This is a genomic window from Serratia sp. 3ACOL1 (assembly GCF_003668775.1).
Classification (GTDB): domain Bacteria; phylum Pseudomonadota; class Gammaproteobacteria; order Enterobacterales; family Enterobacteriaceae; genus Chania; species Chania fonticola.
The window spans coordinates 99,521-119,185 of sequence record NZ_CP033055.1 but is presented as its reverse complement, the minus strand read 5'-3'; the positions used below and the strand labels follow the sequence as shown (position 1 = coordinate 119,185).

The 19,665-nt window shown below is 53.8% G+C and carries 19 protein-coding genes; 9 read left to right on the top strand and 10 right to left on the bottom strand.

From position 1 onward, the window contains the following. Positions 1 to 94: 94 nt before the first annotated feature. The 8 genes from D9980_RS00565 to D9980_RS00530 all read right to left on the bottom strand — a co-directional run bounded on the left by D9980_RS00565 (position 95) and on the right by D9980_RS00530 (position 9,543). Positions 95 to 1,402, bottom strand: coding sequence for a uracil/xanthine transporter (locus tag D9980_RS00565; protein ID WP_121606084.1), 1,308 nt, complete (start codon positions 1,400 to 1,402; stop codon positions 95 to 97). Positions 1,403 to 1,473: 71 nt separating this feature from the next. After that, positions 1,474 to 2,835 (bottom strand): allantoinase AllB, encoded by a 1,362-nt coding sequence (gene allB / locus D9980_RS00560; RefSeq protein WP_121606083.1) that lies wholly within the window; start codon positions 2,833 to 2,835, stop codon positions 1,474 to 1,476. Between the two features lie 74 nt (positions 2,836 to 2,909). Continuing rightward, positions 2,910 to 4,364 carry a putative allantoin permease gene (locus D9980_RS00555; RefSeq protein ID WP_121606082.1) on the bottom strand — a complete coding sequence of 485 codons (1,455 nt, stop codon included), beginning with the start codon at positions 4,362 to 4,364 and terminating at the stop codon, positions 2,910 to 2,912. A 204-nt stretch (positions 4,365 to 4,568) separates the two neighbouring features. Further along, the gene (gene glxR, locus D9980_RS00550; RefSeq protein ID WP_121606081.1) at positions 4,569 to 5,450 is read right to left on the bottom strand and encodes a 2-hydroxy-3-oxopropionate reductase; all 882 of its coding nucleotides are present in this window, start codon (positions 5,448 to 5,450) and stop codon (positions 4,569 to 4,571) included. Positions 5,451 to 5,460: 10 nt separating this feature from the next. Next, the gene (gene hyi / locus D9980_RS00545; protein WP_021180091.1) at positions 5,461 to 6,240 is read right to left on the bottom strand and encodes a hydroxypyruvate isomerase; all 780 of its coding nucleotides are present in this window, start codon (positions 6,238 to 6,240) and stop codon (positions 5,461 to 5,463) included. 11 nt (positions 6,241 to 6,251) lie between these two features. Continuing rightward, positions 6,252 to 8,033 carry a glyoxylate carboligase gene (gene gcl / locus D9980_RS00540; protein ID WP_121606080.1) on the bottom strand — a complete coding sequence of 594 codons (1,782 nt, stop codon included), beginning with the start codon at positions 8,031 to 8,033 and terminating at the stop codon, positions 6,252 to 6,254. A gap of 134 nt (positions 8,034 to 8,167) precedes the next feature. Further along, the gene (allR, locus tag D9980_RS00535) at positions 8,168 to 8,983 is read right to left on the bottom strand and encodes an HTH-type transcriptional repressor AllR (RefSeq protein WP_121606079.1); all 816 of its coding nucleotides are present in this window, start codon (positions 8,981 to 8,983) and stop codon (positions 8,168 to 8,170) included. Positions 8,984 to 9,051: 68 nt separating this feature from the next. After that, complete coding sequence (locus D9980_RS00530; RefSeq protein ID WP_121608920.1) at positions 9,052 to 9,543, bottom strand: ureidoglycolate lyase; 492 nt, start codon at positions 9,541 to 9,543, stop codon at positions 9,052 to 9,054. 352 nt (positions 9,544 to 9,895) lie between these two features. On the opposite strand from D9980_RS00530, the gene allS reads away from it, so the two are divergent. Beyond that, positions 9,896 to 10,819, top strand: coding sequence for an HTH-type transcriptional activator AllS (gene allS / locus D9980_RS00525; RefSeq protein ID WP_121606078.1), 924 nt, complete (start codon positions 9,896 to 9,898; stop codon positions 10,817 to 10,819). Positions 10,820 to 10,828: 9 nt separating this feature from the next. Here allS and D9980_RS00520 read toward each other — a convergent pair whose 3' ends face one another. Beyond that, a complete protein-coding gene (locus tag D9980_RS00520; RefSeq protein WP_121606077.1) occupies positions 10,829 to 11,170 on the bottom strand; it encodes a hypothetical protein in 342 nt (113 codons plus the stop codon). A 350-nt stretch (positions 11,171 to 11,520) separates the two neighbouring features. Between D9980_RS00520 and D9980_RS00515 the strand changes: the two genes are divergently transcribed. The 4 genes from D9980_RS00515 (at position 11,521) to D9980_RS00500 (ending at position 13,684) form a co-directional block, all read left to right on the top strand. Then, on the top strand, positions 11,521 to 11,946 hold the full coding sequence (locus tag D9980_RS00515) for a hypothetical protein (RefSeq protein WP_121606076.1): 426 nt from the start codon (positions 11,521 to 11,523) through the stop codon (positions 11,944 to 11,946). Between the two features lie 5 nt (positions 11,947 to 11,951). Then, positions 11,952 to 12,167 carry a hypothetical protein gene (locus D9980_RS00510; RefSeq protein WP_121606075.1) on the top strand — a complete coding sequence of 72 codons (216 nt, stop codon included), beginning with the start codon at positions 11,952 to 11,954 and terminating at the stop codon, positions 12,165 to 12,167. 150 nt (positions 12,168 to 12,317) lie between these two features. After that, the gene (locus D9980_RS00505; protein WP_021180096.1) at positions 12,318 to 13,223 is read left to right on the top strand and encodes an SPFH domain-containing protein; all 906 of its coding nucleotides are present in this window, start codon (positions 12,318 to 12,320) and stop codon (positions 13,221 to 13,223) included. Between the two features lie 2 nt (positions 13,224 to 13,225). Further along, complete coding sequence (locus D9980_RS00500; protein ID WP_024484422.1) at positions 13,226 to 13,684, top strand: NfeD family protein; 459 nt, start codon at positions 13,226 to 13,228, stop codon at positions 13,682 to 13,684. On the opposite strand, the gene cueR is transcribed toward D9980_RS00500, so the two are convergent. Further along, positions 13,681 to 14,082 (bottom strand): Cu(I)-responsive transcriptional regulator, encoded by a 402-nt coding sequence (gene cueR, locus D9980_RS00495; protein WP_121606074.1) that lies wholly within the window; start codon positions 14,080 to 14,082, stop codon positions 13,681 to 13,683. The genes D9980_RS00500 and cueR overlap by 4 nt on opposite strands. Before the next feature lie 398 nt (positions 14,083 to 14,480). Here cueR and D9980_RS00490 point away from each other — a divergent pair, with 398 nt between their 5' ends. The 4 genes from D9980_RS00490 (at position 14,481) to ybaK (ending at position 19,644) form a co-directional block, all read left to right on the top strand. Then, entirely contained in the window at positions 14,481 to 15,044 is a 564-nt protein-coding gene (locus D9980_RS00490; protein ID WP_121606073.1) for a DUF1440 domain-containing protein, read from the top strand. A gap of 235 nt (positions 15,045 to 15,279) precedes the next feature. Then, positions 15,280 to 17,991, top strand: a complete 2,712-nt coding sequence (copA, locus tag D9980_RS00485) for a copper-exporting P-type ATPase CopA (RefSeq protein WP_121606072.1) — start codon at positions 15,280 to 15,282, stop codon at positions 17,989 to 17,991. A 148-nt stretch (positions 17,992 to 18,139) separates the two neighbouring features. Further along, entirely contained in the window at positions 18,140 to 18,943 is an 804-nt protein-coding gene (locus D9980_RS00480; RefSeq protein ID WP_121606071.1) for a TraB/GumN family protein, read from the top strand. Positions 18,944 to 19,164: 221 nt separating this feature from the next. Continuing rightward, positions 19,165 to 19,644: a Cys-tRNA(Pro)/Cys-tRNA(Cys) deacylase YbaK gene (ybaK, locus tag D9980_RS00475; RefSeq protein ID WP_021805445.1), complete on the top strand. Its 480-nt coding sequence runs from the start codon at positions 19,165 to 19,167 to the stop codon at positions 19,642 to 19,644. Positions 19,645 to 19,665 lie beyond the last annotated feature (21 nt).

Below are 19,665 nucleotides of genomic sequence, written 5' to 3'. Positions count from 1 at the left end.
TTTATTTCAGTGTAATTGGATTAACTCGCCCTGATTATCAAAGACAGGGCGGTGGGAATTTAAAAAATATTGATTAATTGCTGTATTATAAATGCTAGCGTGGTTTCACCTTATCCCACGGAATACTATTCTCAACCAACACCGCCAGCAGCACGCCAATCAACAGGCCATTGCTAAATAGCGGCCTGATGGTGATCGGCACCCCTTGCCAAAAGGAGGAAGGCATACTCATCAGGAACACGCCCAAAAACAGCGGTAGCGCCAGCCGATAAATGTTGCGGCTATTCAGTTCGATCTTGTTGATAAACAGCACCGAGGAGAACAGCAGAGGCAGATAAGAGGCCAGCATGACGGCACTGCTGACCGTGAGCGGAATACTGCAGAAAAATTGCGCTAGCGGCGTCAACATCCCCACCAGCAGGAATACCACGCTGCCAATAATAAACGAGCGCTGACTGCTGTCTTGTGTCTGAGTCAGCAGGCCAATGGAAGAGACAAAAGGCGAGAAAGGCACCACGCCCAGTGGAGCTGCCAGACAGGTCAACCCGCCCGAGACCATAAAGCTACGCCGGAACAGGCTTCTGCCCGCCGGGCCATCCGCATAAAAAATATCGGTGCCACGAATGGCGGCAAAGTTATTCGACACATTGACCAAACCGGTCAGTATGGCGCTAATCACAATCCCCCAATGCAATTCCTGCGGCCACCCAAGTGGGAACAGCACCCAATCGCTACCCGCAATCGGCGCACCGGTGGGTGCAAACCACCAGCTGTAAACGCCCCAGCCAACCAGAGTGCCGATTAACAGCGCATATTTGCCGATCGCCCGCGGTAAAAAGGCAATAATGGCGATAATCATCAGCAACACCGTCAACGCCCAGTAAAAGGCCGGGTAGTTAATGGTCACGACGCCGGTATAAACGCCAAAAGGTAACCCCAGCATCCCTTTCATGAAGATGCTGATTAACTGCGCCCCCAGCAAAAACATAAACGTGGCCATTACCGCAGGACGGAACAGCCGTGCCAGGTGGAACCCCAAGCCGCTAACCCCAATCAGGATGGTCAAAATGCCAGAGATCAGGATCCCCACCGCAAGGCTGCCACCAATTTCTGGCAGCGGCGTGCCGTTGGCCGCTTCCGCCAGGGTCAAGGTTAAGATGGTCACCCACCACAGGCCCGTTGGCCCTTCCATAATGGCTCGCCGATGGCCCAAAAATACCTGTGCCAGGCAGGCCAGCGCAGTGGAGATAAAAGTGTATTGGGTGATACAGAAGGTCACACCAGGGGAGAGGTTAAATGCCGATTGCAGGGTCGGCGGGATCACCACCGTATTGCAGAAAATGAAAAAGAACCACTGCAGGCCCGATAACCAACTGCTACGACTGGCACTTAACCCGTTCATGGGAGCTTCCTTCATATCCAATATCTCATCATCCATGCGCCCGCGCGGTGACGGGCGCTGATTAACTGACGTTATTGCTGATGTTTAAGCACAAATTTACCTATCGGACGAACGCCAAAACCCGCCTTGAGATCGTAAATCACTTCGCCACGCAGGATGGTTTTGGCCACCTGTGCGTTGATTTTCCGCCCCACATAAGGGCTGACCTTATGGCGATACTCGAGATCGCCGGTTGCCAGTACGTAGCTGCTGTTGGGCTGAATGAACACCAGGTCGGCATCTTTCCCCACAGCAATGCGCCCCTTGTGCTTCAAACCAAAAATATCGGCGGCGTTGGTCGCCATCAATTTGGCAAACACCGGCAGTGACATGCCCCTTTTCTGCACCGCTTCATCGAACATGATATCGACGCAGTTTTGTATCCCGGCGATCCCGCCCCAGGCCTGCATGATATTGCCCGCTTTCATATCCGGTGGGCATGGCGAGTGGTCGGACACCAGGCAGTCGATCTCACCGTTAAACAGCTTATCCCACAGCCCTTTTTGGTTCTGCGCATCGCGGATCGGCGGTGAACACTTGGCCAGGGTGCCAATTTCCTCAAACTGGTCGGTATCCAGCACGAAGTAGTGCGGACAGGACTCACAGGTGACCTGTTGCCCTTCCAGACGAGCGCGAGTCACTTCCGCCACCCCTTCCGGGCTACTGACGTGGCAGATGTGCAAGCGGCAACCCGCGACCTTGGCCAGATACAGCACCCGGCGGATCGCTTCAACCTCGGTAAATACCGGGCGAGAGGCGACATAATCGTGCGCCGTTACGCGCCCTTCCGCCTTGGCCTCCTCCCCTAACGCATCGCAAATCAGGGCATTTTCCGCATGTACCGCCACCAACTGATCCAGCTTGGCCAAGGTCTGCAAGCCTTTGAAGTATTCGAAGTCGTTCACGTCGCGGAAGTCATTGCTGACGCTGCGATCGCCACAGGTCGCGACGAAGCATTTATAGGCCACCACGCCAATCTCATCGAGTTCATGCAGCCGATCCAGATTGTAGGAAACCAGGCCGCCAAACTGGGCCGCATCAATGGTGAGCTTGCCTTCTGCGGCCGAGAACTTCATTTCTATCGAGGCTCTGTCCACCGTGGCTGGCAGCTGGTTGAGCGGCATTTCGACCATGGTGGTGATACCGCCCTTGGCCGCAGCACGCGTACCGGTTTCATACCCTTCCCAATGGGTACGGCCCGGTTCGGACATATGCGCATGAGCGTCGATCATGCCCGGTGCCACCACCATTCCGCTGGCATCAATCTCCGTTTTAGCGCCGGTAAGACCATTGCCGATGGCAGCAATCTTGCCCTCTTTAACCGCAATATCGGTAATGATGGCATCATGTTCTAAAACAACCTTACCGTTCTTGATAATTAAATCATATGACATAATCATGCTCCTTCGTGAAATTAAAGTATCATATTATTACGCTTAGGGTTATTTACTTCTTTATCATATTCACTTCAGGTATATTCTTGCCGATTAACTACTGTTCTACTTTTGAGTAGCGCATATAAACAGAATGCGCTGATAACGCCAACAAACCAGGAAACCCGTGATAAAGGTTCGAGTATCTCAATGAACTTACCGCCCAACGACAGCAACACGGCAAACAGCGTTACAACAAATGCTACGCTGTTAAAGCCGTTATCGTAGTATTTATAATTACCGGGTTCGATATATAAGGTGTCGAGGTCGATCTCACTGCGCATCACGATGAAATAATGCGCCATCATCACGCCAATCACCGGCCCTAAAATTCCGCCGATCACATCCAGGAACAGGTAGATGCTTTCCTGATTCTCCATCAGCTTCCACGGGCAGATAATCAGGCTGATGATGCTGGCAATCACTACGCCATTTTTATAGGTGAGTTTTTTCGGTGCTATGGCAGCAATCTGGTAGCCCGCAGGGATGATGTTACCGGTCGCATTGGTGGAGATGGTAGTCATCAGGATCACCAGCACCGCAAACACCGAGGCGAAAATACTGTCCCATTTCTGCACGATATCCAGCACGTTCCAGGTATCTACGCCGTAATGAATACTGGCCCCGGCCAGAATACTGACGCTGGCGACGGCAAACATCAGATAGCCAACCACCAATCCTAGCGTTTGCCCCCAGGCCTGCTGGCGGAAGCTGCTGGCATTCTGGGTAAAGTCCGAGGCGCTGACCGCCGGAGCGGCCCATACCGCCACCACCGCATTGATCACCACCAGGAACATAAAGCCGCCATTGTTAGTCGTTATAGCATTGGCGGGTACATAGGCAATGATGTTGTCCAGGCCCGCGATAGAGATAGCCCAAATGGCCATGCCGCCAAACACCACGTAGATGCAAGGGTTGAGGATCGCGGTAAACTTGTTGAGGATGCTGCCCCCTCCCAGGCCGATGGCCACGTTCACCGCCCAGAAGATCAGGAAGGCAATCAGCCCAGGCAGGCCGATCCCCAACAGGTTGAAATCCCCACCCAAGGTCAGAAACTGTGGCCACAGTTTGCCAATCAGGATCAGGAAGGCCAGCGAGCCTGCGTAACACTGCAAGCCAAACCACATGATGGCGGCCACGCAGCCTCTAAGGATCCCTGGAAACAACGCGCCACGCACGCCATAGGAGGCACGTAAGATCATGGCAAAAGGAATACCGTATTTCGAACCGGCAGCGCCGTTCATCACCATCACAAAGGCAATAATAAAGGCACTGAGAATAATGGCGGCCATAATGCTTAAGGTGGAAAGCCCCAGAATAAAGAAGCCCCCGACGGCGACATAGTTGGGAACGTTATGTACCGATCCCATCCACAAGGTAAAATAGTTAATTCCCTTCCAGGTTTTCTTATCTGCTTCTTTGGGTAATAGATCCTCATGATAGCCGCGCCGTTGGTAAATCTCTCTCTGTTTATTGCTAATAGATTCCATGACAGGTCCTTCTTATATTAAATAAGAAAATAGCGTAGAGTGTTTTTGCTTATTATCTTTACAACAAACTGATGTGCTAATCTTTCTATTAGTCAAATACCAATACGGCCAAGACAGACAGGAATATAACCATTAAACAACTATACGATAACCAGAATTCAAGTTGCAGGCGGAAAGCACCTGCAACTTGTTATGCCTTACTCTTTAGCCAGCCACTTTATGGTTAGCCATAATTTCCAACGCCTGTACCAACGCGGAATGGTCGAGATCTTTGGCCCCATTGGCCGCACAGAGGTTGAATAGCTCTTGGCAAGTGGCAGTATTAGGCAAACTGAGCGCTAACGACTTCGCCCCCTGCAGCGCCAGATTAAGATCCTTTTGATGCAGGGAGATACGGAAGCCCGGCTCAAACGTCCGTTTGATCATCCGCTCGCCGTGCACTTCCAGAATGCGCGATGAGGCAAAACCGCCCATCAGCGCTTCACGGACCCGTGCCGGATCGGCACCCGCTTTGGAAGCAAATATCAGCGCTTCGGAAACCGCTTCAATCGTCAGGGCCACAATAATCTGGTTGGCAACCTTGCAGGTCTGACCGTCGCCATTGCCGCCGACCAGCGTAATGTTTTTCCCCATCAGGGCCAGCAACGGTTTTACACGCCCAAATACGCCTTCGTCACCGCCGACCATAATGGTCAAGCTGCCCTGCTTGGCCCCCACTTCACCACCGGATACCGGCGCATCCAGATAATCGGCACCCAGTTGGTTGATGCGTTTGGCAAACTCCTTGGTCTCCAGCGGCGAAATAGAACTCATATCCACCAGGATCTTGTTTTTGAGCGGTGCTTCGGCACAGCCATTGGCGGCAAACAACACCTCTTCCACCTGAGGCGTATCTGGCACCATAATAAAAATAACGTCAGCCTGCTCGGCCACCTGCTTGGGAGTAGCACAGGCGATGGCCCCTTTTTCCACCAGCTCCGGCGGAACCTTATTCAAGGTGTTGGCATACAGTTGATGGCCGCCTGCGATCAGCTTTTCAGCCATTGGCGTGCCCATGATCCCTAAACCAATAAAGCCTACTTTCATGATATGTCCCTCAATGTTGATATTGCTTAATCCATGACAGGCCGGCAGCCGTCGTTGTCGCAGGTTTGTATTCACAGCCGATCCAACCGCGATAGCCCATCTTGTCCAGCGCGCGGAACAGATAGTCGTAATTGATTTCCCCAGTGCCTGGTTCATGGCGCCCCGGATTATCGGCAACCTGGATATGCGCGATTTTCTGCAACAGCGTTTCCATGGTTTGGGCCAGTTCGCCCTCCATGCGCTGCATGTGATAGATATCGTATTGAATAAACAGGTTAGGGCTCGCGACCCAATCCATCAGCTCCAACGCCTGACGAGTGGTTTGCAGATAGAAGGCGGGCATATCGTATTTATTGATCGGTTCAACCAACAGACGGATATTGGCCTTGGCCAACTCCCTTGCTGCATAGCTAAGGTTAGCGACCACGATCTCATCGGTCTTATGCTGTGCGACGGATTTATCCGGGTTACCGATCAGGCAGTTGATCTGCGCACAGCCCAGCGCACGGGCATATTCCACCGCCAGACCTACGCCATCACGAAACTCAGACTCGCGCCCAGGCAAGCAAGCGATGCCACGCTCACCCGCGGCCCAATCCCCGGCAGGCAGGTTTTGTAATACCTGCGTGAGTTGATTCTCTTCCAGAGCGCCCCTCAAGGCCTGCACGGAATAATCGTAGGGAAACATATATTCAATCGCGGTGAATCCCTGCTCTTTGGCACAGCGAAACCGCTGCATAAAATCGACTTCATTAAACAACATCGATAAGTTGGCTGAAAACTTCGGCATGAGCCTGCTCCTTACTGATAGTTGAAGTAGCTGACCGAGGTCGGCGCATCTTCTGGCGACTCGGCAACGGGTTCGAATTCAGTGACGTTATCCAGCTCAGTCCCCATCGAGATATTGGTGACCCGCTCGAGGATAATCTCCACCACCACCGGAACCTGATGCAGACGCATCAACTCTTGTGCCTGTTGGAAGGCCGGAGCGATATCCTCAGGCTTGACTACACGGATCGCTTTACATCCCATCCCTTCGACCACCTTGACGTGATCGACACCGTATTCGCCCCCTTCCGGGTTGTTGATGTTTTCATAGGACAGTTGGACGCAGTAATCCATATCGAAACCGCGCTGCGACTGGCGGATCAGCCCCAGGTAGGCGTTGTTGACCACCACGTGGATATACGGCAGCTTGAACTGCGCGCCAACGGCCAACTCTTCGATCATGAACTGGAAGTCGTAGTCACCCGACAGCGCGATCACTTTGCGCTGCGGATCGGCGGCACACACGCCCAAAGCAGAAGGAAGAGTCCAACCTAATGGGCCAGCCTGCCCGGCATTAATCCAATGGCGCGGTTTGAACACGTGCAGCATCTGTGCCGCTGCAATCTGCGAAAGCCCGATGGTGGTGACGTAGCAGGCATCACGCCCGAACGCTCGGTTCATCTCTTCGTAAACGCGCTGAGGTTTGATTGGCGCGTTATCGAAATGCGTTTTACGCAGCAGAGTTTGTTTGCGCTGGAGGCAGGTTTCCACCCACTGTGAGCGATCTGGCAGCGTCCCTTGATCCGCACGTTCACGAGCTCTTGCCACTAACATTTGCAGGGCGATTTTGGCATCGGAAACAATGCCCAGATCCGGGCAGATCACGCGGCCAAGCTGGGTTGGTTCGATATCGATGTGGATCACCTTACGCCCGGCGGTGTATTTATCTACCGAACCGGTATGGCGGTTAGCCCAACGGTTACCGATGCCAAACACCAGATCCGAATCCAGCAGGTTGGCATTACCGTAACGATGTGAGGTTTGTAACCCGGCCATCCCTGCCATCAACGGGTGATCGTCCGGGATACAGCCCCAGCCCATCAGCGTTGGGATCACCGGTACATTGCAGGTCTCCGCCAGCTCTTGCAGCAGGTCAGCCGCGTCCGCGTTGAAGATCCCGCCACCGGCGATGAACAACGGTTTGCTTGCGGCACACAGCATGTCCAGGGCTTTGTCGATCTGCGCTTCTGTGGCCGCCGGTTTGTAAGCCCCCAGCGAGGAATAGGTGTCCGGATCAAACTCAATCTCGGCCATCTGCACGTCATAAGGCAAATCGATCAGCACCGGGCCAGGGCGGCCAGAGCGCATCAAGTGGAATGCCTGCTGCAACACGCGTGGCACCAGCGCCGGTTCCATGACCGTCACCGCCATTTTGGTGACCGGCTTGGCGATCGATTCAATATCTACCGCCTGAAAATCTTCCTTATGCAAACGCGCCCGAGGAGCCTGGCCGGTGATGCACAAAATGGGAATGGAATCGGCAGAGGCGGAGTAAAGCGCGGTGATCATGTCCGTTCCCGCAGGCCCCGAAGTCCCGAGACACACCCCGATATTGCCGGGTTTGGCCCTGGTGTAACCTTCCGCCATGTGGGAAGCGCCTTCAACATGACGCGCCAGATAGTGTTTGATGCCGCCGTGTTGACGCATCGCGTTATAGAAAGGGTTGATCGCCGCGCCAGGCACGCCGAATGCGGTATTCACGCCTTCCTTCGCCAACACGTACATTGCCGCATCTACTGCTCGCATAATAGCCATCTAAACGTTCTCCTAAATATTGGAAAAATTTTCCAAACTTAAAATGAGTTCAAAAAAACCCGTTTAGGTGATAAACGGGGAGGTAACCTCATCCTGCAGCCGCGATCGCAACCACAGGCTTTACTTTAAACGTACTATTTCTTGCTGCGCGACTCACCTAGCGCGGTACTGATGTCGTTGGCTACGTCACGCACCAACTCCCCCAGTTCCTTGAAACGATCGCTGCTAACGCGCGAACTAGGCCCTGAAATAGAGATGGCCGCAATGACGTTGTTGCTACGGTCAAAAATCGCCGAAGCCAGGCAATTCAGGCCAAGAGCGTGCTCTTCAGCATCAACGGTATAGCCCTGCGCCTGCGATTGCGCTAAATCCTTACGTAATAAATTTACGCTGGTCAGGGTCTTCGGGGTAAACGAGTGCAGCCCCGAACGTACGAACAAATCCAGCATCTCCTCTTCCGCCAGCGGATACAGCAGCGCTTTCCCAGCCCCGGAGGCGTGCAGCGGTAAGCGGCTGCCAAGTGGCGCACACATCCGCACCATGGCCTGGCACTCACATTGACGGATCAGCACGGCGTCAAAGTTATTCCTGATGGCCAGATTGGCGGTTTCGCCTGATAGCAACATCAGCCGCCGCATATAAGGGCCCGCCACCGAGACCACGTCCCTGTCATTCATATAAGCCGCACCGACGGTAAACGACTGGATGCCGATATGCCACCAGCCAAGCTGCGGATCCTGAAAAACGAATTCCGATTTTTCTAATACTTTCAATAATCTGAAAGTCGTTGATAGCGGTAACTCCAACTTTTCGGATAGCACGGAAACGGACGAGCTTCCTCCGGCATTGGCCAGAAATTGCAGGATCTCCAACCCACGATCCAACGCCTGCGCGCCTTTCGTCGCCCCTGCTTCTGTCGTTGGTCTTCCCTTTCTGCGTACTTCGTTCATTCAGGCTTTCCTTATTTAGCTCAAGGTTTCTCCGCTATAATAAACAGCCTATGCGCTTGGGGACAGCGCTATCCAAGCACAACCCGGTAAGTCTCCGGCAATGTTTTGACGATACAGTTGTCGGCACCGCCACGATCGACCGTGAAGAAGTCGGTGATCGCGCCATAAGCAAACAGCGGGTGGTGCCAAACATTGCGGTGGTAGTTCACCCCTTGCTTACCGTTGGTGATAAAGGCGCGCAAAGTATGTAACGGAATTTCTTCCCCTTCCCCGGGTTCAGCAACAATCACCACGAAGCGTTCCCCCTTCATTGGCATAAAAGCCTGCGAGGACAACGGATGTTTCTCCAACACGGAGAACTCCAACGGCAGATCGCAAGGCTCAGATCGGTTGATGCTGACCAGCACCCGATGATCATCGGCCACTTCTACATTGGCAAGATCATGATATCGTTCTGTTTTACCACCATTAATATGGAAAAAGGGCGCCCCCTCGATCTGCAATACATTCCCATAGGGTGCAAAGGCTTCAGGCGTTAACTCAACGGCAATCAGGTCCATCAGTTTCTCCAGGATCGTTTCAAAAAGGAACATTACCGAATGGGTTCACTCTAGACAGGTCGCCTGAAATTTAAAAGTTAATATTGGAAAAATTTTCCACAACACGATCTACTGCACATTTTTTGTGCCGAGTTGAAAACATTTAATTAATAATCAAGGCATTAAAAAACAAACCGCAGCGATACAGTTCGTTAACAGAGTTGTCACTTTCAGCGGTGTGCAGCAGAGGAAGGGCAATAAAACGTGAGCGAGATCACGGGAAGCGGCTTTATGACTAACCCAAGGCAACTAAGGTAAGTAAATTCTTTTGCAACACTAGGAACACGATGGCCGCACCGGTTAAGGAATCGATATGCTGGATCACGAAACAATTCGATCGTTTATCAAAGTCGCGGAATGCCAGAGCTTTTCCCGCGCCGCCGAATTACTGCACAAGACCACTGCTACCATCAGTTACCGCATCAAAACGTTGGAAGAAAGCATCGGCACCCAACTGTTTATCCGCACCACCCGCAGCGTAAACCTGACCCCTGCCGGTGAATACCTGCTGGAACGTTGCCGCCAATGGCACAACTGGCTCGACTCCATGCCCGATGAGCTACGCCAGATCAACGACGGCGTGGAGCATCAGGTCAATATCGTGATCAACAACCTGCTGTACAACCCGCTAAGCGTCGCCCGGTTGTTGGCCTACCTGCAACAGCGTTATCCCTTCACGCAGTTTCATATCTCGCGTCAGGTGTATATGGGAGTATGGGATTCGTTGTTGCACGGGGATTTTCAGCTGGCCATTGGCACCACCGGATCTGAATCACTGGCTAATGACGTCAGCGTCTTGAAATTGGGGGGGATTAGTTGGGCTTTTGTGGTTACACCAGATCATCCGCTCGCGGCCTGCCAGGACATGGCACTGCATGAAGATCGGCTGCGCAGCTACCCGGCGATCAACGTGGAAGATACTTCGCGCAACCTGACCAAACGCGTTGCCTGGCTGCTGCCCGGCCAAAAAGAGATCAAGGTGCCAGACCTGCGCAGTAAACTCGAATGCCACCTGCAGGGGCTGGGCGTAGGGTTCTTGCCGAAAAATCTGTGCCAGCCCTATCTGGATAGCGGCCAGTTGATCACCCGTGAAGTGGTCAATCAGCGGCAACCGTCACCGCTCTCCCTGGCCTGGCGTAACGACTGTGGTAAAGCCGTGGAAGAAATTGTCACGCTGTTCCAACGGCGCGATGAACGCATCGCCGGCTTTCTTCAAAGTATTGATTTACCGGTTTAACACGCGATTTTATCGCTTCTGGGCCGCCACCTGGGCCCGGAGTTTCTTAATCGGCGGTGACGGCTCCCGCTTCAGAACGTGCAGGAATTCATACGCCTTGTCATTGGTCGCGTACTCTGCTGGCACGCCAAAGTCCTGGATCATCATCCAGCGCTGGAACAGCTGCGGATCGGACTCTCTGATAAACCACAGCATTTTGACCGCAGTCGTGGCGATGGCCGGGATTGCGGTTACCGTGCCATTCACCCATTTATTCAGGGTGCTGCGCTGCACCCCCAAGAGTATGCACAGTGCAGGCTGCTCAATGCCTAATCGTTCCAGATAGCTTTTAAACTCTGCTTGATTATCCACCCTGCGATTTCCTCTTGCTCTCTACAGACATGCCGCAGTTTAGCACATTAATTCCGTCCCCCACAGCTACGCAAATTCCGACACAGAGTTAATTTAACTCAAATTAAGGAGCTAATAGCTACATATAAATGGTTTTTGAGATCTGTTCTCAGTAGCTGACAAAAATTGACATTGGTCAACAGAATGGTTAAAACGTGATGCTTGTCTAAGAATATTCTGTAGCATCAGTTCAGTAAATCAACAAACCAGGCTAAACATCGCTTTATTTAGTAGCTAATAGCTTCTAAAAAAATGCATAAATAAACACAGGAACACTCCGGTGCCATCCTGACTAACTCGAAGAACTAAAAATGATAATTAGGACACTGTCTACCGTGGTGATTGCCATCTTGCTGGCTGGCTGCACTTCTACGGCGTCGCGCATGGCTGAATGTGAAGCACAGGGCGTTTCCAAAGATACCTGCTATCTGGCCGAACAAAACCGTCAGACCGCCATTTACGCTGCGGCAGAGAAGCAGGCGTTGGAAAATGCGGCAAAACAGTACGCGCAGTCGGCAAAGAGCAAAACACTGCAGGCACGCATTGCCGGGATAGAAATCAAGATCTCGCCGGATATCAAGCAGGGCTACATTGAGCAAACGGCAGCCGCGTTGACCGAAGAAAACCAGTATGCGCAGGTTTATCAGAAAGGTGTTTACACCGCCATCTGGTACCGGCAGAAACACAAGATTGTGTTGCTGCGTGATGGCCAAATCGTCGGCAGCGCCAAAGGATAGCCCTCTTGAAAAAATCACAAACCGACAGATTCAAACATTTGCCCGAGATGCAGCAATTCGTTTGTCTTAAAGCGCTTCAGCACATCGAGCAGGCCGATCTGCAGTCCGGCGTGATCGGCATGGCGGTTAGCGTGTTGCTGACCGACGGCCACACGGTGACGCTGAGCAAATTCGATGCGGATCCTGAAGAAGTCTCCATTATCACTTCATGGCAGCGTTAAGCCAGCTCTTGGCAAACCCGGTTAAAACGGCCCATTCGCGGTGAGATGCTGGCGTTTTCTGCAAAAAATGGCCTTATCCTGGTGATACATTAGGCATTCCCCCTGTCGCTGGCGTAATATCTAGTAATATGTCTGACAGGAGGTTGTGCCATGTTTACCATTATTCCGATCGTGATCGTTGTCGCGCTGATTATCGTCTTCTCGAGCATCAAAATTGTCCCGCAGGGCTTCCAATGGACGGTAGAGCGCTTCGGCCGTTATACCAAAACGCTGATGCCGGGTTTAAACCTGGTAGTGCCTTTTATGGATCGTATTGGCCGCAAGATCAATATGATGGAGCAGGTGCTGGATATCCCTTCCCAGGAAATTATCTCGCGCGATAACGCCAACGTGTCAATCGATGCCGTTTGCTTTATCCAGGTGGTCGATCCGGCTCGTGCCGCCTATGAGGTCAGTAACCTCGAGCAGGCGATCGTTAACCTGACCATGACCAACTTCCGTACCGTGCTCGGTTCCATGGAGCTCGACGAAATGCTGTCACAGCGCGATAGTATCAACAGCCGCCTGCTGCATATCGTCGATGAGGCCACCAACCCTTGGGGCGTCAAAATTACCCGTATCGAAATCCGTGACGTTCGTCCACCGGCCGAACTGATTGTGGCGATGAACGCCCAGATGAAGGCCGAACGAACCAAACGTGCCGACATTCTGGAAGCGGAAGGGGTACGCCAAGCCGCGATCCTGCGCGCCGAAGGGGATAAGCAATCACAGATCCTGAAAGCCGAAGGCGAGCGCCAGTCGGCGTTCTTGCAGGCAGAAGCGCGTGAACGTGCCGCCGAAGCAGAAGCACGGGCAACCCAGTTGGTATCTGACGCCATCGCCACCGGTAATATCCAGGCGATTAACTACTTCGTAGCCCAGAAATACACCGACGCATTGCAGAAGATTGGCTCGGCCAATAACAGCAAAGTGATCATGATGCCGCTGGATGCCAGCAGCCTGCTGGGCTCTATCGGCGGTATTACCGAATTGCTGAAAGACAGCAAAGGTAAGTAATTATGCTGGAACAGATCGCAGCAAACCCACAATGGTTCTGGATCTCGCTAGGCGGGTTGCTGTTGGCCGCGGAAATGCTCGGTGCCAGCGGCTATCTGCTGTGGAGCGGCGTTTCTGCGGTGATTGTCGGGGTGATTATCTGGCTGCTGCCGGAGTTGAGTTGGGAGTGGCAGGGTTCCCTGTTTGCCGTGATGACTATTGCCGTGGCCTACCTGTGGTGGTACTGGCTGCGCAAGCGGCCAGCGGCAACCAGCGGTTCGCCGGTGCTCAACCAGCGTAACCGTCAACTGATCGGCACCCGCGCCACGCTGACCGAAGCGATGCATAACGGCCATGGCCGCATCAATATCGCCGACAGCAGTTGGCGCGCGCAAGCCAACGAGGATCTGCCAATCGGCACCGAAGTTGAAGTGGTGGCGGTCGAAGGCACCACCTTGGTGATCCGCGCCATTACGCGCTAGCCTTTGTGGCAGCAGCCTGCCAGATTATTAATGATCGGGCAGTCTGCGCCTTCATCACCAGGGCATTGTTCCGCCAGCGCCAACAGGCGTTGGCGCATTTCCCCCAGTTCGCTGATGTGCTTTTCGATATCGGCGACTTTCTGCAGCGTGCGGGCTTTGACATCCGCACTGTGCCGCGCCGGATCGTTGAACAACGCGACCAGTTCACGGCATTCGTCAAGGTTGAAACCCACCTGACGAGCCTGACGCAATAACGTCAGTTCTTCAATATGCCTGGCGCTGTAGCTGCGGTAGCCGTTGTCCGTACGGATCGGGGCGGTCACCAATCCTTTCTCTTCATAAAAACGGATGGCTTTGCTGGTCAAACCGGTTTTTTTGGCAACGTCGCTGATATTCACTTTATCCCCCTTGACCTTACCTTTGCTGGAAGGTCCATGTACCCCACTGCACCCAAGTGACAGTAGTAACTCAATAAATTATAACCCCATTACTCCCCAATTACCCCCTTTTGACCTTCTGTCTGTGGACGCATAGGGACATGCTAGTAAGAGGATTTAAACTTACCGCATCCGCCCGGATCCTCGTGTTTTGATAATATCGTCAACCTCCTGGGAAATAGGGTTGCGGCAACGAGGGGCGAAGACACTGGGCAACAGCTCACCAAATACAGTCCGTATATCGCCTGACGGGGCTGTACCTGAAAAAATTGTCATATCTCGATGCTTTCAGTAATACGCAGCAACACGCCCGTAACATATAATTAGGGCTCATTTTTCCTTTTCACGGACGTGGAGTTATGAACATTTGTAGTAAAGTTAATTTACGTATTTTTTTGTGGGCAACTTTCATCGGTGGTGCGATCAGCTCGCTGGTAAAGTCAGGCTCTGAGGCCAATATGCCGCCGCGCATCGTCGGTGAGGCATCGCCGCCGGCCCTTAACATTGATGCCTGGCTTGGCTGGCTGGGAATTAACTCCCATTCTATGGATTATGTTTACCAGAGCGTAACGATCCCCGGCGCAGTGATGCTTTATCACTGGATGTTCAGCTTCATCTTTGCGGGCCTTTACGTTCTGGTTTCAGCTTATACGCCCAAAATCAGGCTCTGGTATGGTGCGGCTTACGGTATTGTGATCACGCTGGTCATGCACGGTTTCCTTATCCCGGCGCTAGGATTCAGGCATCCGGCCTATCTCTCAGGTGAAACTGGCTGGCTCTGGAACCTGAATGGGTATGAGTTCTGGAGTGAAATGATCGGTCACATTTGCTGGTCAATCTCCATTGAAGTGAGCCTTATCGCTGTGCTGGCGTTGTTTGCCCGACCAATCACGGGAATGTGGTCAGCGAACAACATGAAGTAAAATATTGCTAAAACGCTTAAACCAGCCTTCGGGCTGGTTTTTTTATACCCAAAGAAAACCCCGCAAAATTCGGGCCTTATGTCGAAGCGTGGCTGCGTTGTGGACAGCGTTAATAAAAATCCTTTTCTATCAATGTAATATTCTATTGACCTTACCCTTGCTGGAAGGTTTAAGATCATTCTCAATGAAAAGAACCTAGGCGGTCCACCGCCATTATTTTGCGAGGAAAACCATCATGTCACAAACTACCGTGCTGGCGTTGCAGGGACTCTCCTGCATGAACTGCGCGCAAAAGGTGAAAAAAGCCTTGGAAAGTCGCGCAGATGTCGAACAGGCCAACGTCAACGTTCACTACGCTAAAATCACCGGTGCAGCCCCGGCTGCCGAGCTGATTGACAGCGTCGTTGCCGCTGGCTATCAAGCAGAAATCGCCCATCAGGCAGACACCGAGTTACAACTTTCCGGCCTCTCCTGCATGCATTGCGTGGGCAGCACCCGCAAAGCGCTGGAAGCGGTGCCGGGCGTGATCGCCGCCGACGTTACCCTTGAGGGCGCCAAAGTCTATGGCGATGCCACTCCAGAGCAGCTCATCGCTGCGGTCGAGGATGCGGGCTATCACGCCAGCCAGGCGGGAGCCAATAGCCACCCAAAAAATGAGCCGCTGACTGAATCTGCCCCAACCTTGCCGGAAACCCTGGCAGCGGCCCCGTCTTCCCTTCCGGCAAACGAGACTGACGACAGCATCCAGCTGTTGCTCAACGGTATGACCTGCGCCAGCTGTGTCAATAAAGTCCAGGCGGCGTTACAGAACGTCCCGGGCGTTGAGTTGGCGCGGGTAAACCTGGCGGAGCGCAGCGCACTGATCACCGGTAAGGCCACACCGGAGGCGTTGGTCGCTGCGGTAGAAAAAGCTGGTTATGGCGCCGAGATGATCCAGGACGAAACCAAGCGTCGTGAACGCCAACAGCAAACCGCACAGGCTAATATGAAACGCTTTCGCTGGCAGGCCGCATTAGGCTTGGCTGTGGGCGTGCCGTTGATGGCCTGGGGCGTGTTTGGCGGCAGTATGTCGCTGACGCCAGAAACCCAGCTGCCGTGGCTGATGGTTGGTATCATTACCCTGGCGGTGATGGTGTTTGCCGGTGGCCACTTCTACCGCAATGCCTGGCGATCGTTGATGAACGGCAGCGCCACTATGGATACGCTGGTCGCCTTGGGGACAGGTGCCGCCTGGCTGTACTCCATCAGCGTCAACCTGTGGCCAGACTTCTTCCCGATGGAGGCACGGCATCTGTATTACGAAGCCAGTGCGATGATCATCGGCCTGATCAACCTTGGCCATGCCATGGAGCAGCGCGCGCGGCAGCGTTCTTCCCAGGCGCTGGAACGGCTACTGGATCTCACTCCGCCAACCGCCAGGCTGGTCACAGAACAGGGGGAGCAAAGTATCCCGCTGGCAGACGTGCAATTGGGCATGACGTTGCGTCTGACGACTGGCGATCGCATCCCGGTTGACGGTGAAATCGTGCAGGGCGAAGTGTGGATCGATGAAGCCATGCTGACCGGCGAAGCGTTGCCGCAGCAAAAAAGCGTCGGCGATACGGTGCATGCTGGTACGGTGGTAGACGACGGCAGCGTGCTGTTTCGCGCGGCCGCCATTGGCACCCAAACCACGCTGGCACGTATTATCAAGCTGGTGCGCCAGGCGCAAAGCAGCAAACCGGAAATCGGTAAGCTGGCAGACCGCATCTCGGCAGTATTTGTGCCCACCGTGGTCGCCATCGCCCTGTTCAGCGCCGCCATCTGGTATTTCTTTGGCCCACAACCGCAGTTGGTCTACACCCTGGTGATCGCCACCACGGTGCTAATCATCGCCTGCCCTTGCGCTTTGGGGCTGGCCACGCCGATGTCAATTATCTCTGGCGTTGGCCGGGCCGCGGAGTTTGGCGTGCTGGTGCGTGACGCCGATGCGCTGCAGCAGGCCAGTAATCTCGATACGCTGGTGTTCGATAAAACCGGTACGCTGACGGAAGGCCAGCCGCGCGTGGTGGAAATCATCACCTTTAACCAGGTGGATGAACAGCAGGCCTTACGTTGGGCCGCCGCGCTGGAACAAGGGGCTAACCACCCGCTGGCACGTGCCATCGTCGAACAGGCTAAAGGGCAGACACTGCCTACGGTAGAGCAATTCCGTACTTTGCGCGGCTCCGGCGTCAGCGGCGAAGTTGAAGGTGTTCAACTGTTGCTGGGTAATGCCAAGCTGTTGCAAGAGAATCAGATCGCGACTGATGAGCTCACACATCAGATACAGCAACAGGCTGAACGCGGTATCACACCGGTACTGTTGGCCGCCAACGGCAAACCTGCCGCGTTAATCGCCATCCGCGATCCGTTACGCAGTGACAGCGTGAGCGCACTACAGCGCCTGCATCAGCAAGGTTATCAACTGGTGATGTTAACGGGCGATAACCCGGTGACCGCTAACGCGATTGCCAAAGAGGCCGGTATCGACCGCGTGATTGCTGGCGTGTTACCCGACGGTAAGGCCGAAGCGATCAAGCAGTTGCAGGCTCAGGGCCACCGGGTAGCTATGGTCGGTGACGGCATCAATGACGCCCCTGCTCTGGCTCAGGCCGATGTCGGGATCGCCATGGGCGGCGGCAGTGATATCGCCATCGAAACTGCGGCGATCGCCCTGATGCGTCACAGCCTGAACGGCGTGGCGGACGCGCTGGCCTTGTCGAAGGCGACGCTGCGTAATATGAAGCAGAACCTGCTCGGGGCATTTATCTACAACGCACTTGGCATTCCCATTGCTGCCGGTGTGCTGTACCCGCTGACGGGCACCCTGCTCAGCCCAGTGGTCGCTGGCGCGGCAATGGCTCTCTCCTCCATTACCGTGGTCAGCAACGCCAACCGATTACTGCGTTTTAAACCCAAGCAGTAACCCTCAACCGGGGCGCAACCCATCGCGCTCCGGCCTTTTGAGATAATTCCCCTGCCCTCGGGCTTTATTGTCAGCCACTTAGCGTTTAGCATGGGGAAAAACCAGCGGCCATCCTGCACGCTGGTGGAAAGGATCAGGAGCCAGCTGTATGGGTCAACTGTTACGCCGCATTGCTACCTTTCTCGGTATTATTTCCCCGCAGAGCTACACCTACCCAGCCCTGGACATCAGGCTAACGGGAAATCGCCAACTGCATTTGGTCGGCAGCATTCATATGGGCACCGTCGATATGTCGCCCCTGCCTGCCCGGTTGGCCGCACGCCTGCGCCAGGCCGATGCGCTGATCGTTGAGGCCGATATCACCGGCTCCTCTTCGCCATTTGGCCACGCCGAGCCCCAACTCGAACTTGAACAGCGTCTTGGCGATGAAGAATTCCAACGGTTACGGGTGCTATGCCAGGAGCTGGGGGCGGATGTAGAGAGCTTCTCTGCCCTTCCCGGCTGGCAAGTAGCGCTGATGATGCAAGCACGGCAGGCACAGCGGCTGGGTTTACGCGCCGAATACGGGATTGATTACCAGCTATTGCAAGCCGCTAAAGTACAGCAGATGCCAGTGATCGAACTGGAAGGGGCCGAGGAACAGCTGAGCATGCTGGAACAACTGCCAGAAGGCGGTATGGCCCTGCTGCACGATACGTTAGAGCACTGGCACACCAACGCCCGTTTGCTGCAAACCATGGTGAGCTGGTGGCTGGACGCTAAGCCTAACACCACGTTGGAAACGCTGCCCTCCACCTTCAGTGCCGAGCTGTACGACGTCTTGATGCACCGCCGCAATCGCCACTGGCAGCAAAAGCTGGAAGCGTTACCTCCGGGAAACTATGTGGTGGCCGTCGGCGCTTTACATCTGTATGGCGAAGACAATTTACCGGCCATGCTGCAGGCACGATAAAAAAGTGGCCAATATCGCTATTGGCCAGTCAAAGAGGAATTTTTCATATTTTAGTTATACGCATTGTAACCGTGTTAACGATTACAATAGACAGGGTAGCAACCTGACGAACCTATTGGCAACTGCCTTTCATCTTCATGGGCACAGGTTGCTCATTCGGCTCTATTTTTATCGTTTCGTTGCCACCGATGACAACTTCCCTCTGTTTTGGATAAGAAATTATGACACCCGCAGTGGTTCTGCTTGAAAAACAAAAGGTGGCCTTCACCCTCCACGCGTATCACCACGATAGCGAAGAAACCAACTTTGGCGACGAGGTGGTAAAAAAGCTGGGGCTGAACGCCGAACAGGTCTACAAAACGCTGTTAGTGGCCCTCAATGGTGATGCAAAGAATCTGGCCGTCGCGGTAACGCCGGTCGCGACCCAGTTGGATTTGAAGAAGGTGGCGAAAGCGCTAGGGGCCAAGAAAGCCGAAATGGCCGATCCGACAGTCGCTCAACGTGTGACGGGTTATCTGGTTGGTGGGATCAGCCCGCTCGGGCAAAAGAAACGCTTGCCCACGGTGATCGATAGCCCAGCGCAACAGTTTGCCACCATTTTCGTTTCCGGCGGCAAGCGCGGGTTGGATATTGAATTGGCGGCTAGCGATCTCTGCCGCTTACTGTCCGGCACCTTCGCCGAAATCGCCAAGCGGGACTGAACACAGTAGGCCGTTACCTTA